General features: G+C 70.6%; 11 protein-coding genes. 3 read left to right on the top strand and 8 right to left on the bottom strand.

The annotated features are described in order from the left end of the window. Positions 1 to 9: 9 nt before the first annotated feature. The 5 genes from ACWEPF_RS21790 to acnA form a co-directional block, all read right to left on the bottom strand. Positions 10 to 954, bottom strand: coding sequence for a carbohydrate ABC transporter permease (locus ACWEPF_RS21790; RefSeq protein ID WP_452173818.1), 945 nt, complete (start codon positions 952 to 954; stop codon positions 10 to 12). A gap of 13 nt (positions 955 to 967) precedes the next feature. Then, the gene (locus ACWEPF_RS21795; RefSeq protein WP_345290902.1) at positions 968 to 1,900 is read right to left on the bottom strand and encodes a carbohydrate ABC transporter permease; all 933 of its coding nucleotides are present in this window, start codon (positions 1,898 to 1,900) and stop codon (positions 968 to 970) included. 78 nt (positions 1,901 to 1,978) lie between these two features. After that, positions 1,979 to 3,388, bottom strand: a complete 1,410-nt coding sequence (gene ngcE / locus ACWEPF_RS21800) for an N-acetylglucosamine/diacetylchitobiose ABC transporter substrate-binding protein (protein WP_452173819.1) — start codon at positions 3,386 to 3,388, stop codon at positions 1,979 to 1,981. 376 nt (positions 3,389 to 3,764) lie between these two features. Further along, positions 3,765 to 5,072 (bottom strand): glycoside hydrolase family 18 protein, encoded by a 1,308-nt coding sequence (locus ACWEPF_RS21805; RefSeq protein ID WP_452173820.1) that lies wholly within the window; start codon positions 5,070 to 5,072, stop codon positions 3,765 to 3,767. A 134-nt stretch (positions 5,073 to 5,206) separates the two neighbouring features. Next, positions 5,207 to 7,855 (bottom strand): aconitate hydratase AcnA, encoded by a 2,649-nt coding sequence (gene acnA / locus ACWEPF_RS21810; RefSeq protein ID WP_452173821.1) that lies wholly within the window; start codon positions 7,853 to 7,855, stop codon positions 5,207 to 5,209. Between the two features lie 352 nt (positions 7,856 to 8,207). On the opposite strand from acnA, the gene ACWEPF_RS21815 reads away from it, so the two are divergent. From ACWEPF_RS21815 to ACWEPF_RS21825, 3 genes are all read left to right on the top strand, one after another. Next, positions 8,208 to 8,732, top strand: a complete 525-nt coding sequence (locus ACWEPF_RS21815; RefSeq protein ID WP_345290898.1) for a SigE family RNA polymerase sigma factor — start codon at positions 8,208 to 8,210, stop codon at positions 8,730 to 8,732. Between the two features lie 86 nt (positions 8,733 to 8,818). After that, complete coding sequence (locus tag ACWEPF_RS21820) at positions 8,819 to 9,667, top strand: hypothetical protein (protein ID WP_452173822.1); 849 nt, start codon at positions 8,819 to 8,821, stop codon at positions 9,665 to 9,667. A gap of 139 nt (positions 9,668 to 9,806) precedes the next feature. Continuing rightward, the gene (locus tag ACWEPF_RS21825) at positions 9,807 to 10,331 is read left to right on the top strand and encodes a superoxide dismutase family protein (protein ID WP_452173823.1); all 525 of its coding nucleotides are present in this window, start codon (positions 9,807 to 9,809) and stop codon (positions 10,329 to 10,331) included. A gap of 78 nt (positions 10,332 to 10,409) precedes the next feature. On the opposite strand, the gene argF is transcribed toward ACWEPF_RS21825, so the two are convergent. From argF to ACWEPF_RS21840, 3 genes are all read right to left on the bottom strand, one after another. Continuing rightward, positions 10,410 to 11,411 (bottom strand): ornithine carbamoyltransferase, encoded by a 1,002-nt coding sequence (argF, locus tag ACWEPF_RS21830; RefSeq protein ID WP_452173824.1) that lies wholly within the window; start codon positions 11,409 to 11,411, stop codon positions 10,410 to 10,412. A gap of 132 nt (positions 11,412 to 11,543) precedes the next feature. Continuing rightward, entirely contained in the window at positions 11,544 to 14,228 is a 2,685-nt protein-coding gene (locus ACWEPF_RS21835) for a polynucleotide kinase-phosphatase (protein WP_452173825.1), read from the bottom strand. Then, on the bottom strand, positions 14,228 to 15,769 hold the full coding sequence (locus ACWEPF_RS21840; RefSeq protein WP_452173826.1) for a 3' terminal RNA ribose 2'-O-methyltransferase Hen1: 1,542 nt from the start codon (positions 15,767 to 15,769) through the stop codon (positions 14,228 to 14,230). Before ACWEPF_RS21840 ends, ACWEPF_RS21835 begins: the two co-directional genes overlap by 1 nt. Between the last annotated feature and the right edge of the window lie 88 nt (positions 15,770 to 15,857).

Raw genomic sequence — 15,857 nt, forward strand, 5'->3', positions numbered from 1 at the left:
CGTTCGCGACTACTTCAGGGTGGCCGAGGTCAGACCGGCCTGCACCTGGCGCTGGAAGGAGAGGTACACCACCAGCACCGGCAGCATGGCGATCGTCATGCCGGCGAACAGGGCCGGGGCGTCGCTCTTGTAGCCGGACTGCAGGGCCAGGTTGACCAGGCCCTGGGCCAGCATCGAGTGGTCGGCCTCACCGGCGGTGGTGGGCTGCATCAGGGTGACCGGAAGGATGTACTGGTTCCACTGGCCCAGGATGTTGAAGATGCCGACGCTGATCAGGCCCGGCTTCGCCATCGGCACCATGACCTGGAAGAACGCCCGGGTGTGCGAGCAGCCGTCCAGCATCGCGGCCTCGTGCACCGCGCCCGGCAGGGTGCGGAAGAACGAGTACATGAAGAACACGGTGAACGGCAGCGAGTACGCGACGTACACCAGGATCAGGCCGGCGTAGCTGTTCAGGCCCAGGTACGGCGAGATCTCGCCGAGGTTGCGGACCATGAAGAACAGCGGCACCAGGGCCAGGTAGACCGGGAACATCGAGCCGGCCACGAAGAAGTAGTAGATGACCCGGTTGCCCTTGAACTCGTACCGGGCCAGCACGTAGGCGGCCATCGAGCCGAGCAGCATGGTCAGGGTGACCGAGCCCGCCAGCACGATCAGCGTGTTCACGAAGAACCCGCCGATGCCCTTCTCCCAGGCCCGGCCGAAGGCGTCGAAGCCGAAGGACTCGGGCCAGCTCCAGGCGGAGCCGTTGATCTGGGCGTCGGTCTTGAAGGAGCCGAGCACCACCCAGGCCAGCGGCAGGACGATCAGGACCGCCCAGACGGCCAGGAAGCCGTGCGAGAAGACGTTGAGGACACCGCCCTCCTCGCCGAAGCGCTTGCCGCGGTCCGGGGCGGCCTGGCCGCCGGTGCGGGTCTGACCGGGAACCTTCGCGGTCTTGTCGAGAGTCGCCATCACAGGTCCCCGCTCAGTACTCGATCTTGTCGCGCTTGGTGGCCCAGAGCGAGACGACGGTCAGGATCAGCGTGAAGAAGAAGATCACCACGCCCATGGCGCAGGCGTAGCCCGCTTCGCCGTTGCGCAGGAAGCTGCGCATCAGGTAGGTCGAGATCAGCTCGGAGTGGTGGTCGGGGCCACCGCCGAAGTAGGCGCCGGGGGTGATCGAGGCGACCAGGGCGAAGGCGTCCATGGCGACGATCGCCAGGTAGACCCAGGCGGTCTGGACCGTCTCCCAGAGCAGCGGGAGGGTGATCCGGAAGAAGGTCTGACCGCGCTTGGCGCCGTCCAGCAGGGCGGCCTCGTAGATGTCCTTCGGGATGGACTGCATGGAGGCCGAGAACAGCACCAGGTAGAAGCCGACGCCGGACCAGACCAGCACCGCGAGCACGCACCACATGACCATGTCCGGGTCGGACAGCCACTGCACCGGGTCGGTGGCGGTGGCCAGGCCCAGCTTGATCAGGATGCCGTTGGCCAGGCCGCTCTGGTCGGTGCGGTAGACCGCGCCCCAGAGCACCGCGAGGATCGCGATGGAGAGCACCTGCGGGAAGAAGAAGACCACCTTGTAGAAGCCGGCCCCCTTCACGCCCTGGACGCCGCCGGTGCCGCCCTTGCCACCGACGTTGAGCATGAAGGCGAAGAACAGCGCGATCAGGATCGTCACGACGGGCAGCAGCACCAGCAGCATCAGGTTGTGCCACAGGGCGTTGCCGAAGACCTCATCACCGAAGAGCTTCGTGTAGTTGTCCAGGCCGACGAAGTTCATCTCCTGGCTCGCCCCTGACCAGTCGGTCAGGGAGTATCCGAAGGTCTGCGCGTACGGCCAGAGCACGAGGCCCACGTACAGCAGGATCGGAAGAAAGAGGAACCCCACGATGAAGGGGTACTTGCCGTGACGCATGGTCACTTCTCCTGTCCGTCAGGCGGACGCCCCGGGGGCGGTTCGGGTCCCCCGGGGCGCTGTGGTGATACCGACCGGTCAGGCGGTCTTGTTCTTGGTGGCCGACTCCTTGGCGCGCTTGATCCACTCCGCCGGAGTGATGCGCTTGGCCATCAGCTCGCCCGAGGCGTTCTGCAGGTCCTCGTCGAACTTGGAGGCGGTGTTCGGGTACTGGAAGTTGAAGGTGTTGTCGCCGGCGGCCTTCAGCGCGACCACGGTCGAGGCGGTGCCCGGCTTGAGCTTGACCTCGGGGCCGACGCCGTCCTTGAGGCAGGTGAGGCTGTTGGCGGTCTGGGCGAAACTCGCCGAGGCCTCCTTGGTCAGCATCTTGCGCAGGAACTCCAGGCCACCGGCCACGTTCTTGGCCTTGGACGGGACGATGAAGGGCTCACCGGAACCGGCGCGCATGGCCTCGAAGGGCAGCTTGTCGCCCGGCAGCGACGGCATCGTCAGGAACTTCATGTCGAAGTCGGCCGGGGTGGTCGGCAGCTGCTCGTTCTCCAGCCAGGAGCCGGAGGGGATGAAGGCGGCCTTGTACTGGTTCCACGCGGTCTGCGACTCGGTGTGGGTCATGCCGTTGGTGCCGGGGAGCAGGAAGTCCTTGTCGACGATCTGGAAGAACGCGTCGACCACGGTCTTGACGGCCGGGTCGTCCCAGGCGGCGGCGTCGAGGGCGTCGATCCGCTTCATGAGGTCCAGGCCGCCCTGCTTGGCGATCATGTCCATCATGACGACGTTGATGTAGTACGGGTACTTGCCCTGGTGGGCGACCGGGGCGATGCCCTTGGCCTTGATCTGCTCGCACAGGGTGATGAACTCGGCCCAGGTCTTCGGGGCGGTCCAGCCGTTGTCCTTGAAGAGCTTGCCGGAGTACCAGAAGCCCCAGACGGTGTAGACGTAGGACAGGTTGTAGACCTTGCCCTTGACCGTGCCGGACTCGATGGTGCCGGGCATCAGCACGTCGCGGATCTTCTTCGACGGGTCGTCGATGTACGGCGAGTCCAGCAGCGGGGCCAGGTCGGTGAGCTGGTTGGACTCGGCGAGGACGTCCAGCTTCATCTGCTTGGCGCCCGAGTCGTCGATGACGTCCGGCGGGGAGCCGGCGTTGAAGCGCGGCTGCAGCTTGCCGGTGATGTCCTTGTCGGCCTGGTGGTTGATCTTGGCGCCCGGGAACTGCTTCGAGTACATCGCCTCGAAGGCCTTGGCGTACTCGTTGCCGTAACCACCGTCGAAGATGAAGACCTCGAGGCCGTCGGCCTCCTTGACGCCGAACGGGTTCTTGGCGTCGGACAGGTTGAAGCCGCCGGCCGCCTTGGCGCCCTTGTCGGCGCTGCCGCCGGTGCCACCGGCACAGGCGGTGAGCAGCGAGCCGCTGCCTGCCGCGAGCACGGCCACCGCGGCGGCGCGCTTGAACAGATCACGACGGTTGTACTCGGTTGCAGAGCCCATGAGTGCCCTAACCCCTCGGTGTCCAGAAGATGCGTGCAGGAGCTGACGGACCGTCAATTCCTGTCGGGTGAGGCGCGCCTAGCGGCCAAGGGGCCGGTCAGAGGCGGTTTCCGTGATGCGCAAAGGTATAGTCCACTGTTCATCTGGCGGCAATAGCCGGACTGCCCGATGTGACTCGTGGGAGCCAAAGCGTTGTCGGCGGTGCAGCATGTGCAATGTGCAGGGAGCCTGCATATTTGCCCGGTAACCCCGTCGGCAAGCAGAAATCTAGCGCGCTTGTGTTCGTTTGAACATAGAAATGCGCAGCTTCGCGCATCACAGAACAGTGACGCGCGAAGCCGCGCAGATGGGCATCCGGACCCGGGATGACGCTACGTCAGTACTTCATGCCCTTGTCAAGGGCCTTCACCAGAGTGCCCTGGGCGTCGTCGTGGTCCAGCGCCCAGGCCATCACGCCGCCCAGGCCGGTGAGCCGGGAGTAGGCGGCCTTGGCGGTCAGCACCTCGGGGGTGTCGAAGGTGTAGAAGGTGTTCCCGTCGTACTTCCAGCTGACGCCCGAGCGCCAGTCGGTGTGCACGGCGCCCGGCAGGCCCTTCAGGTCCTTGTACGCCACGTCGCCGCCGGAGGCGGTGGCGGGCTGGAACAGGCCGTCGCCCTTGGGGCCGGGCTGCACCCCGGTCCAGGTGTGCGAGTAGAACGGCACCCCGACCACCGTCTGCCGGGCCGGCAGGCCCTTGTCGAGGTAGTGCCGGACGGCCTTGTCCGCGCTGCGCTGGACCGGCGCGGGGTCGCCCTTCACCGCGAACAGCGGGGCCTGGTTGTTGGTCGGCCCCTTGCCCTCCCACGGACCGTGCAGGTCGTAGGTCATCAGGTTCAGCCAGTCCACCGACTTGGCCACCTGCGGCAGCTCCAGCCGGTCGGCCACCTTGTCGTTGGCCGCGACGGCCGCGGTGAGCAGGTAGTGCTTGCGGGACTTCTTTCCCAGCTCGTCCAGCTGGCGCCGGAACTCGGCCATCAGCAGGGTGAAGTTGCGGCCGTCCTCGGGGCGCGAGACGTTCCCCGGGTCGCCGTCGCCGCCCGGGTACTCCCAGTCGATGTCGATGCCGTCGAAGACGCCCAGGCCCGAGCCCGGGCCGCCCTCGGCGGAGCCCAGCTGCGGCAGGTTCCCCCTGACGTAGAGGTCCAGGCAGGAGGAGACGAAGGCCTTGCGCGAGGCGTCGGTCAGCGCGGCGTCCGAGAAGTACTTGGACCAGGTCCAGCCGCCGAGCGAGATCACGGCCTTCAGCTGGGGGTTCTTGGCCTTGAGCTTGCGCAGCTGGTTGAACGAGCCCTTGAGCGGCTGGGCGTCCGCGTCGGCCACCCCGTCCACCGACTCCTCGGCGCCGACCGGGCGCTGGTAGTCCGCCCAGGCGTCGCCGACGCCGGCCTCGTTGGCCTCGAAGCACTTGCCCTCGGCGCTGACGTTGCCGAAGGCGTAGTTGACGACGGTGAGCTTGCCGGCCTGGCCGGAGGTCTGGACGTTCTTGAACGAGAAGCCGGAGTAGACGCCCCACTGGGTGAAGTAGCCGACCCGCTGGCCCTTCAGCTGCGGTGTGCGGTCCGCGTCGTGGGCGTACGCGGCGGTGGGGGCGAGGACGGCGGCCGCCGTGACGGCCGCGAGCAGTGCAGAGGTTCGCCTGGGCATATGGGGGACCCAATCTCTGAAACAGCGTCAAATGGTCTGGACCAAGTGCTGCTTGAGAGGTGTAGTCCATTGCGGGCGAACGCACAAGGGGCCCGGACCGCGCGTGCGGTCCGGGCCCCTCGCGTTCAGCTTCGTCAGCCGTTGATCAGGCTACGGAGGACGTACTGCAGGATGCCGCCGTTGCGGTAGTAGTCCGCCTCACCGGGGGTGTCGATGCGGACGACCGCGTCGAACTCCACGTCCCCGGCCTTGACCTTGACGGTCTTCGGGGTGCGGCCCTCGTTGAGCTCGGTCACACCGGTGAAGGAGAAGGTCTCCTCGCCGGTGAGGCCGAGGGACTCGGCGTTCTGGCCCTCCGGGAACTGCAGCGGGAGGACGCCCATGCCGATCAGGTTCGAGCGGTGGATGCGCTCGTAGGACTCGGCGATGACGGCCTTGACGCCGAGCAGCGCGGTGCCCTTGGCGGCCCAGTCGCGGGACGAGCCCGAGCCGTACTCCTTGCCCGCCAGGACGACCAGCGGGATGCCGGCGGCCTGGTAGTTCTGCGAGGCGTCGTAGATGAACGACACCGGCGCGTCGGCCTGGGTGAAGTCGCGGGTGTAGCCGCCCTCGGTGCCCTCGGCGATCTGGTTCCGCAGGCGGATGTTGGCGAAGGTGCCGCGGATCATCACCTCGTGGTTGCCACGGCGGGAACCGTACGAGTTGAAGTCGCGCTTCTCCACGCCGTTCTCGGTGAGGTACTGCGCGGCCGGGGTGCCCGGCTTGATGTTGCCGGCCGGGGAGATGTGGTCGGTGGTGACCGAGTCGCCCAGCTTGGCCAGGACGCGGGCGCCGGCGATGTCGCTCACCGGGCTCGGGGTCTTGGCCATGCCCTCGAAGTACGGGGGCTTGCGGACGTAGGTGGACTCGGCGTCCCACTCGAAGGTGTTGCCGGTCGGGACCGGGAGCGACTGCCAGCGGTGGTCGCCGGCGAAGACGTCCTGGTAGCCGTTGGCGAACATCTCCTCGTCGATGGAGCCGGCGACGGTGTCGGCGACCTCCTGCTCGGACGGCCAGATGTCGGCGAGGAAGACGTCGTTGCCGTCGGCGTCCTGGCCCAGCGCGTCGCGGGTGATGTCGACGTTCATGTTGCCGGCGAGGGCGTAGGCGACCACCAGCGGCGGGGAGGCCAGGTAGTTCATCTTGACGTCCGGGTTGATCCGGCCCTCGAAGTTGCGGTTGCCCGAGAGCACCGAGACGACCGCGAGGTCGGACTCGTTCACCGCGGCGGAGACCTCCTCGGGCAGCGGGCCCGAGTTGCCGATGCAGGTGACGCAGCCGTAGCCGACCAGGTTGAAGCCCAGCTTCTCCATGTAGGGGAGGACGCCGGCCTTCTCGTAGTAGTCCATGACGACCTTGGACCCGGGGGCCAGGGTGGTCTTGACCCACGGCTTGACCGTGAGGCCCTTCTCGACGGCCTTCTTCGCCAGCAGGGCGGCGCCCAGCATGACGGAGGGGTTCGAGGTGTTGGTGCAGGAGGTGATCGAGGCGATCACGACCGCGCCGTTGTCGATCTGGTACTCGGACCCGTCGGGGGCGGTCACCGCGGTCGGCTTGCTGGCCTCGGCGGAGTACGCCGGGAGGGCCTCGGCGAACTTGCCGGCGGCCTCGGCCAGGATCACGCGGTCCTGCGGGCGCTTCGGGCCGGAGATCGACGGGACGACGGTGGAGACGTCCAGCTCGAGGTACTCGGAGTAGACCGGCTCGTGGGCCGGGTTGTGCCAGAGGCCCTGCTCCTTGGCGTACGCCTCGACCAGGGCGAGCTGCTGCTCGTCGCGGCCGGTGAGCTTCAGGTAGTTGATGGTCTCGGCGTCGATCGGGAAGATCGCACAGGTCGAGCCGAACTCCGGCGACATGTTGCCGATGGTGGCGCGGTTGGCCAGCGGGATGGAGCCGATGCCGTCGCCGTAGAACTCGACGAACTTGCCGACCACACCGTGCTTGCGCAGCATCTCGGTGATGGTGAGCACCAGGTCGGTGGCGGTGGTGCCGGCCGGCAGCTCGCCGGTCAGCTTGAAGCCGACCACGCGCGGGATCAGCATGGAGACCGGCTGGCCGAGCATCGCGGCCTCGGCCTCGATGCCGCCGACGCCCCAGCCCAGCACGCCCAGGCCGTTGACCATGGTGGTGTGCGAGTCGGTGCCGACGCAGGTGTCGGGGTACGCCTGGCCGCCGCGGACCATGACAGTGCGGGCCAGGTGCTCGATGTTGACCTGGTGCACGATGCCGGTGCCGGGCGGGACGACCTTGAACTCGTCGAACGCGGTCTGGCCCCAGCGCAGGAACTGGTAGCGCTCCTTGTTGCGGCCGTACTCGATCTCGACGTTCTGGACGAAGGCGTCCGGGGTGCCGAACTTGTCCGCGATGACGGAGTGGTCGATGACCAGCTCGGCCGGGGCGAGCGGGTTGATCTTCGCCGGGTCGCCGCCCAGCTCCTTCACGGCCTCGCGCATGGTGGCCAGGTCGACCACGCAGGGCACGCCGGTGAAGTCCTGCATGATCACGCGGGCCGGGGTGAACTGGATCTCCTGGCTCGGCTGGGCGTTCTCGTCCCAGTTGCCGAGCGCGCGGATGTGGTCGGCGGTGATGTTCGCGCCGTCCTCCGTGCGGAGCAGGTTCTCCAGCAGGACCTTGAGGCTGTACGGCAGCCGCTCGGAACCCTCGACGGCGGAGAGCTTGAAGATCTCGTACGACTCGTCGCCCACCTGCAGCGAGCTGCGGGCGTCGAAGCTGTTCGCGGACACGACTGACTCCTTCTGGTCCTTCTGGATCCACCCGGTGGTAAGGTGACCCTAACTTGGGCCTGGCCGCCACCTTGGGAGGCGTACGCCTCTCGGCAAGTATCTTGACGTCAAGATAGACCCTAGCGCGGAGTTATCTCGATGTCGAGATAAACCATAGTGCATGGGTGCGCCGTCTCCACGTCAGGCATGCCCCTATCTGACAGCCGTCCTTGAGCACCTGTCCAAAGTTCCGCTCGGACCGCCCTCACACAACATCAGGTCACCTTCGCCGGAGCCGTAACGCGGCCCGGGCGCTCGCGCGTCTGGGTATCGGCTGCCTCGCACCGGGCGGGGCCGGTACGGGGGAGGCGCCTTGCTCGGGAGCAGCCGGCGGTCCGAGAAGAGACTGCGGGAGTTCGAGGAGTTCGCCCAGCACAGGGGCGGCGCGCTGTTCCGCACCGCGTTGCTGCTCTGCGGCGACTGGCACCTCGCGGAGGACCTGACCCAGACCGCGCTGGCGCGCATCCACGCCTCCTGGGGCCGGGTCCGCCGGGCCGACTCCCCCGAGGCGTACGCGCGCAGCGTCCTGATGCGCTGCTTCCTGTCGCACCGTCGGCTCAAGCGGTCCGGCGAACGGCCCTCGCTCGGCGAGCTGCCCGAACCGCCCGCCGCACCGGACGGCGACCCGGCCCTGCGGGTCACCCTCCTCGCCGCCCTGGCCCAACTCCCGCCGCGGGACCGCGCCGTGCTGGTGCTCCGGTACTGGGAGGACCGCAGCGTCGAGGAGACCGCCGCCGAGCTGCAGCTCCGGCCGGGCGCCGTCCGCAGCCAGTGCCTGCGGGCGCTGGGGCGACTGCGCACCGCGCTCGGGCCGCTCGACCAGCTCTCCGCGCCGTGAACCGGGGCGTCGACCGGGACGTCAGCCGGGGCGGCGGCAGCCGTGTCCGCACCGCATTCGACCAGTCCGATCCGAGGGGATGTCAGATGGAACCGAAGGACGTGCAGAAGGTGTTCGGCGACGCGGTGGGGGACGCCGCGCCGGACCTGGGGCCGCTGATCGCCGGGGCGGCGCGGGAAGGGGCGGCGCTCCGGAGGCGGCGGGCCTTCGGGGTGGCCGGCGCCACGGCGGTCGTGGCGGTGTTGGCCGTCGGCGGGGCGCTGACCGTCACCCCGGGGCCGGGCGAGCCCGCCGACGGAACCCGCGTGGCGTTGACGGCGGCCAGTGGCAGTACCCCGGCGACCGCCACCGGACAGGTCCCGCTCACCGGACAGGCGGCCGTCCTGAACCTGGCCCGGCTGCTCCCCGTCGCACTGACGCACGGCGACTACACCGGGCGGGACCTCCTGCCCGGCACGGCCCAGCCCGAGGCCCGCGGGGAGCTCACCGTCCGGACCGACGCGGGCACCGCCCGGATCGGGATGACCCTGACCCCGGACTTCTCCCCCACCGCCGGGAAGCCGGGGGTGCCGGGTACCGACGGCGACATCTTCGACTGTGCGAACCGTGGGCCCCAGCTCGTCTGCCGGAGCTCCACCCGGCCGGACGGCAGCCGGCTGCTGGTGTGGGAGAGCCGGGTCGGTGAGGACGTGCAGCGTGGCGCCGACCTGCTGCGCGCCGACCGCGTGCGGGTTTCCGCATCCAGCAACAGCGTGATGGACCGTCAGCGGGAGAAGCGGCTCGCGGGACCGCCGATGAGTCTGGAGCAGTTGGAGGCGGTCGTGCTCAGCCCGTCCTGGACCACCACGATCAGCGCGGAGCAGGCCGCGCGGGCGGCCGCCGAGATCAAGGTGTACACCGACGGCCGGGCGACCCTCGCCCCGAAGGCCGGCTGAGGCCCTCCCGCCCGGGGGCGTCGGCGGGCCCCTCGTACGGGTGACTTCGGCGGGTCCCGGTGAGTGCGGGGCGGCGCGGAGCGGGATCACCTGGCAGCTTGGGGGCGGACGTCCGCCCCGAGAGCCGAGAGGCCCCGCCATGCCCGCCGCCCCCGCCCTGGCCGCGCTCGCGCTGCTGCCCGCCACCGTCCTGCCGTGCACCACGGTGGAGGCGGCCTTCGACCGGCCGGACGGGATCGTGCCCGCCACCGCCGTGAGCTTCGCGCCGGAGGCCGTGCCCTACGGCGCCGCCGTGCGGGTGGTGGTGGAGCGCGCCGGCGGCACCACCACCGTGTCCGTGGAGGTGGACGGGCTGACGCCCGGTCACACCTATCCCGTGCACGCGCACGTGCGGGGCTGCGGCACCGTGCCCGGCGACGCGGGCCCGCACTACCAGGACCGGGCCGACCCGGTGCAGCCCTCCACCGACCCGGCCTACGCCAACGACCGCAACGAGCTCTGGCTCACCCTGCGCACCGACGACCACGGCCGGGCGGCGGCCCGCTCCACCGTGGCCTGGGAGTTCCGCCCGGGCGGGGCCGGGTCGCTGGTGCTGCACGCCGGGCAGGACGGGCAGGGGCACTCGCTGGCGCAGCGGGTGGGCTGCGTCAACGTGGACTTCTGACGCTCCCCACCCGCCTGCCCTTCTGCCCGCCTGCCCTTCTGCCCTGCCGCCCGTCCTGCCGCCCGTCCCGAAAGGGCGTCAGGAGCCGAGGGTGGCCACCAGGACGGCCTTGATGGTGTGGAGGCGGTTCTCCGACTGGTCGAAGATCACCGAGTGGTGGGACTCGAAGACCTCGTCGGTGACCTCCAGCTCGGACATGCCGGTGGCCGCGTGGATCTGCCGGCCGACCTCGGTGCCCAGGTCGTGGAAGGCCGGGAGGCAGTGCAGGAACTTGACCTTCGGGTTCCCGGTGGCCTTGATGGTGTCCATCGAGACCTGGTACGGCTTCAGCAGCTCGACCCGCTCGGCCCAGACCTCCTTGGGCTCGCCCATCGAGACCCAGACGTCGGTGTAGAGGAAGTCGGCCCCGGCCACGCCCGCCGCCACGTCCTCGGTGAGGGTGATCCGGGCCCCGCTGGCCCCGGCCAGCTCCCGGGCCGCCTGCTGCACCTCCTCACTCGGCCAGAGCTGCTTGGGCGCGACGATCCGGATGTCCATCCCGAGCAGGGCGCCGGTGACGAGCAGGGAGTTCCCCATGTTGAAGCGGGCGTCACCGAGGTAGACCAGGGTGGTCCGCTCCAGCGGCTCGGTGGTGTGCTCGGTGATGGTCAGCACGTCGGCCAGCGCCTGGGTCGGGTGCCACTCGTCGGTCAGGCCGTTCCACACCGGGACGCCGGCGAACTCGGCCAGCTCCTCGACCAGCACCTGGCCGTGGCCCCGGTACTGGATGCCGTCGAACATCCGGCCCAGCACCCGGGCGGTGTCCTTGATCGACTCCTTGTGGCCGAGCTGCGAGCCGGAGGGGTCGAGGTAGGTAGTGGTGGCCCCCTGGTCGTGGGCGGCCACCTCGAAGGCGCAACGGGTGCGGGTGGAGGTCTTCTCGAAGACCAGCGCGATGTTCTTGCCGACCAGGCGGCGCTGCTCCGTCCCCGCGTACTTGGCGGCCTTGAGCTGGGCGGACAGGTCGATCAGGAAGCGGAACTCCTGAGCGGTGAAGTCCAGCTCCTTGAGGAAGTGCCGGTTACGGAGGTTGAAGGCCATGCCGGGCTCCTGGGTTGCTGCGGGGACAGTGAGATGGGAAGTGTATACGACTCCCTGAATTTCTATGCATCGATGGAGAGGTGAGTCCGGGCCGGGGCCACCACCCGTGACGGCGGTGGCCCCGACGGACCGTCAGAGCCGGGGGTCGACCGGCTCCGACTCCAGCGCGAGGACGGCGAAGACCGCCTCGTGCACCCGCCAGAGCGGCTCCCCCGCCGCCAGGCGGTCCAGCGCCTCCAGGCCGAGCGCGTACTCGCGCAGGGCCAGCGAGCGCTTGTGGCCGAGCGAGCGCTGACGCAGCTGGTCGAGGTGCTCGGTGTAGTCCGGGCCGTAGATGATCCGCAGGTACTCCCGGCCGCGGACCTTGACGCCGGGCTGGACCAGGCGGCCGCCACCGGCGGTCTCCCCCGGGCCGGCCCCGGCGTCCTCGGTCCGCTGCCCGTCCTCGGCCCGCTGCCCGTCCTCGTCCGCGCGGGGGCGGCCGTCGCCGCGGACCAGGGAGGCCAGCGGCTTCACCACCATGCCCTCGCCGCCGGCGGCGGTCAGCTCCTCCCACCAGGCGGTGCCGGCCGCGACCGAGGCCTCGTCGGCGGTGTCCACCAGCAGACGGCCGGTGTGCCGCAGGACCGGGGCGTCCTGGTCGTCCGCCTCGACCAGGCGGTCGATCCAGGCCAGGTGCCGGTCGTGCGGGAGGGTGGCGAGGTTGGCCCCCTCCGCCGCCAGCACCTGGAAGGGGGCCAGCCGCAGACCGGTGAGCCCCTCCGTCGGCCAGCAGTAGCGGCGGTAGGACTCGACGAAGGCCTCGGCGTCCGCCGCGCGCCGCCGCTGACGGGCGGTCAGCCCGGCCAGCGGCAGGCCACGGGCCTCCCCCGCCTCCAGGGCGGCGATCACCTGCGGCAGCGCCGAACCGGCGGCCGCGCCGACTGCCGCGTACTGACGGCGCAGCAGCTCGACGGCCTTGAGCGACCAGGGCATCAGCTCGGCGTCCAGCAGCAGCCAGTCGGTCGCCAGCTCCTCGAACAGCCCGGCCCGCTCGGCCGCCGTGCGCAGGCGGTCGAGCACCGCGCCGGTCAGCTCCTCGTCGGCCAGGAAGGCCCGGCCCGTCCTGGTCCAGATCGCGCCGGGGCCCTCGACCCCGAAGCGCTTCTCCAGCGCCGCCCCGTCCCGGGCGAGCAGCACCACGGCCCGCGAGCCCATGTGCTTCTCCTCGCAGACCACCTGCCGGACGCCGGCCGAGCGGTAGGCGGCGAAGGCCTCGTCGGGGTGCTCCAGGTAGCCCTCCCGGCGGGAGGTGGCGACCGGTGCCATGGTCGGCGGCAGGTAGGCGAGCAGCCGCGGGTCGAGCGCGAAGCGGCTCATCACCTCCAGTGCGGCGGCCGCGTTCTCCTCCCGGACCGAGACCCGGCCGTGGTGGGCGGTCTCCACCACCCGACGGCCCGTCACGTCCGCCAGGTCGAGCGGGCGTCCCTCCCGGGCGCCCGGGGCGTCGGTGCGCATCGGGCGCACCGGGGCGTACCACTCCTGCTCGGCCGGGACGGAGACGACCTCCCGCTCCGGGTAGCGCAGCGCGGTCAGGCTGCCGCCGAAGACGCAGCCGGTGTCCAGGCAGATGGTGTTGTTGAGGAAGCTCGCGGTCGGCACCGGGGTGTGGCCGTAGACCACCAGAGCCTTGCCCCGGTACTCCTCCGCCCACGGGTAGCGGACCGGCAGGCCGTACTCGTCGGTCTCGCCGGTGGTGTCGCCGTACAGGGCGTGCGAGCGGACCCGGCCGGAGTTGCGGCCGTGGTACTTCTCCGGCAGACCGGCGTGGCAGACCACCAGCCGGCCCTCGTCCAGCAGGTAGTGGCTGACCAGGCCGCGCATGAAGGCCCGCGCCTCGGCGCGGAACTCCTCGGTCTCCTCCGCCAGCTGGTCGATGCTCTCCTGGAGGCCGTAGGAGACGGTGACCTTGCGGCCGTCCATCCAGCGGCCGAGCTTGTTCTCGTGGTTGCCGGGCACGCAGAGCGCGTGGCCCGCGCCGACCATGCCCATCACCAGGCGGAGCACGCCCGGGCTGTCCGGGCCGCGGTCGACCAGGTCGCCGACGAAGACGGCGGTCCGGTCCTCGGGGTGGACGGCGTCCACCGGGCGGCCCTGCCCGTCCCGGGAGAGCCGGTAGCCGAGGGTGGTGAGCAGGGTCTCCAGCTCGGAGCGGCAGCCGTGGACGTCACCGATGACGTCGAACGGGCCGCTGAGGTGCCGCAGGTCGTTGTAGCGCTTCTCGGTGCGGATCTCGGCCGCCTCGACCTCCGCCTCGCCGCGCAGGACGTGCACCTTGCGGAAGCCCTCGCGCTCCAGCCCGCGCAGCGAGCGGCGCAGCTCGCGCTGCTGACGGGGGATCACGTGCGCGGGCAGCTGCCGGTCCGGGCGGGTGCGGTTGCGCTCGGCGCAGACGCCCTCCGGCACGTCCAGCACGATGGCGATCGGCAGGACGTCGTGGTCCCGGGCGATCTTGATCAGCTGGCGGCGCGCCTCGGCCTGGACGTTGGTGGCGTCCACCACGGTGCGGCGGCCGGCCGCCAGCCGCTTGCCGACGATGTAGTGGAGCACGTCGAAGGCGTCGGCCGAGGCGGACTGGTCGTTCTCGTCGTCGGCGACCAGACCCCGGCAGAAGTCCGAGGAGACCACCTCGGTCGGGCGGAAGTGGCGGCGGGCGAAGGTCGACTTGCCGGAGCCACTGGAGCCGATCAGGACCACCAGCGAGACGTCGGTGACCGGGAGGGAGCGGACGCGCGGCTGCTCGTCATCGGGGGTGTCGGTGCGGTTCTGGGTGGTCATCAGGCAGCGCTCCTCTCGTGGGAGTCGGTGGTGGTCGGTGCGGCGTCGTCGCGGCGGAACAGGGCGAGCTGGGTCGGCGCGCCGACCTCCTCGTCCAGCGGACCCACCGGGCGGACGGTGACGGTGTACCCGTAGTCGGCGGCCACCCTCCCGGCCCAGGCCAGGAACTCCGCCCTGTCCCACTCGAAGCGGTGGTCGGCGTGCCGGACGTGGCCGGCCGGCAGCGTCTCCCAGCGGACGTTGTACTCGACGTTCGGCGTGGTCACCACGACCGCGCCGGGGCGGGCCGCGCCGAACACCGCGTACTCCAGCGCGGGCAGCCGGGGCAGGTCGAGGTGCTCGATCACCTCGGAGAGGACCGCCGCGTCGTAGCCCTTCAGCCGGGCGTCGGTGTAGGTGAGCGCGCCCTGGACCAGCCCGACCCGGGCGGCCTGACGCTCCGACATCCGGTCCAGCCGGAGCTTGCGGGCCGCCGCCGACAGGGCACGGGAGGACACGTCCACCCCGAGCACCTCGGTGACCGCCGGGTCCTTGAGCAGCTCGGCCACCAACTCGCCCTGGCCGCAGCCGAGGTCGAGCACCCGGGCCGCACCGGTCTCGCGCAGGGCGGCCAGGATCGCCTCCCTGCGCAGCACCGCCAGGCCGACCGGCTTGGCGCTCTCCTCCGGCGAACCCGAAACCTCGGAGGCGTCTGCGGTGCCGGCCCCCTCCGGGCCGTCGTCCACCGCGTTGTCGAGCTCCTCCGCCTCGCGGTCGTCCGCCTCGGCCAGCCGGGCCAGCTCCAGGCGCTCCATCGCCATCCTGGTCAGCGACCAGCGGCGGGCCAGGTACCGACGGGTGATCAGGCCGAGCTCCGGGTGGGCCCCGAGCCAGCCCTCGCCCGCCGCGAGCAGCTTGTCCACCTCGTCGGGAGCGACCCAGTAGTGCTTCGAGCCGTCCAGCACCGGCAGCAGCACGTACAGCTGCTGGAGCGCGTCGGCCAGCCGCAGCTCCGCCGTCAGCTCCACCCGGACGTAGCGGGACGCGCCCCACTCCGGGAAGGCCTCGTCCAGCGGGACCGCCTCCGCCTCGACCTGCCAGCCGAGCGGCTCGAACAGGCGGCGCACCATGGCCGGGCCACCGCCCTCGCCCGCGCCGTTGGCCGGCACGGCGGGCAGCGCGATCCGCAGCGGCCGGGGCTGCTCGGCCAGGCCGGGGCGCAGCTCGCAGACGCCCTTCATCGCCGTCCGGAAGACCGTGCGCAGCGCGACCGCGAGCAGCGAGGAGGCGGCGTAGGGGCGGTCGTTGACGTACTGGGCCAGGGCGAAGTCGGGCGACCCCGAGCGGCCCTTGCCGCGGCCCTTGCGGACCAGCGCGACCGGGTCGACGTCCAGCAGCATCACCGCCGTGCACGACCGCTCGCCCGCTTCTGGGTAGAAGACGTGGGCCTCGCCGTGCGACGTCGAGAACTGCTGCACCTTGTCGGGGTGCTTGTGGAGCAGAAAGCCCAGGTCGGAAGCCGGGCGTTCGGCCGTTCCTGTGGTGGAGATCGAGATGAACACCCGTCCGAGTATCGCCGAGGCCCGGCCGGGCCGACACCGGGTTTTCCCCGGTGACCAGCGGGGACGCACGACCTGTCCGGTCGGTGAG

It is taken from the genome of Kitasatospora sp. NPDC004289 (assembly GCF_053602875.1).

Coding starts and splice junctions, on each gene's coding strand:
- ACWEPF_RS21790 (WP_452173818.1), bottom strand. CDS start 954: ATGGCGACTCTCGACAAGACCGCGAAGGTTCCCGGTCAGACCCGCACC.
- ACWEPF_RS21795 (WP_345290902.1), bottom strand. CDS start 1,900: ATGCGTCACGGCAAGTACCCCTTCATCGTGGGGTTCCTCTTTCTTCCG.
- ngcE (WP_452173819.1), bottom strand. CDS start 3,388: ATGGGCTCTGCAACCGAGTACAACCGTCGTGATCTGTTCAAGCGCGCC.
- ACWEPF_RS21805 (WP_452173820.1), bottom strand. CDS start 5,072: ATGCCCAGGCGAACCTCTGCACTGCTCGCGGCCGTCACGGCGGCCGCC.
- ACWEPF_RS21820 (WP_452173822.1), top strand. CDS start 8,819: ATGGAACCGAAGGACGTGCAGAAGGTGTTCGGCGACGCGGTGGGGGAC.
- ACWEPF_RS21825 (WP_452173823.1), top strand. CDS start 9,807: ATGCCCGCCGCCCCCGCCCTGGCCGCGCTCGCGCTGCTGCCCGCCACC.
- argF (WP_452173824.1), bottom strand. CDS start 11,411: ATGGCCTTCAACCTCCGTAACCGGCACTTCCTCAAGGAGCTGGACTTC.
- ACWEPF_RS21835 (WP_452173825.1), bottom strand. CDS start 14,228: ATGACCACCCAGAACCGCACCGACACCCCCGATGACGAGCAGCCGCGC.